The 308-nt window shown below is 65.3% G+C and carries 1 pseudogene; it reads right to left on the bottom strand.

Features of this window, described 5'->3' with window-relative positions:
• A pseudogene (locus DSY14_RS28475) lies at positions 1 to 308 on the bottom strand (hypothetical protein); the annotation flags it as partial.

Genomic DNA, 308 nt, shown 5'->3' with positions numbered 1-308 from the left:
CGGGAGGGGTCGGGCTGGGTGAAGCCCAGGGTGGAGGTGTCGTAGAAGCGGTGGGACAGGTGCACGGTCCCGTCCTGGAACTGGTAGGCGCCGGTGTAGCCGAACGGGTTCAGCTCCCCCGCCCGTGTGTCTTCCAGGATGTCACTGTTCTGCTCCCCGTAGGGGCTGTACTCATACACCGCGTCCGGGGCATCGGCTTCAGAACCCTCGGCGGTGACCGCCAGGACAGTGTTCTGGTGGTCCAGGGTGTAGTGGAACCGCTCGTCGCCGTCCCAGGCCACCATCGAGATCAGCTCACCATTGGCATC

It is taken from the genome of Nocardiopsis sp. MG754419 (genome assembly GCF_018207095.1).
Classification (GTDB): Bacteria; Actinomycetota; Actinomycetes; order Streptosporangiales; family Streptosporangiaceae; genus Nocardiopsis.
This window is presented reverse-complemented; position numbering and strand designations above follow the sequence as displayed.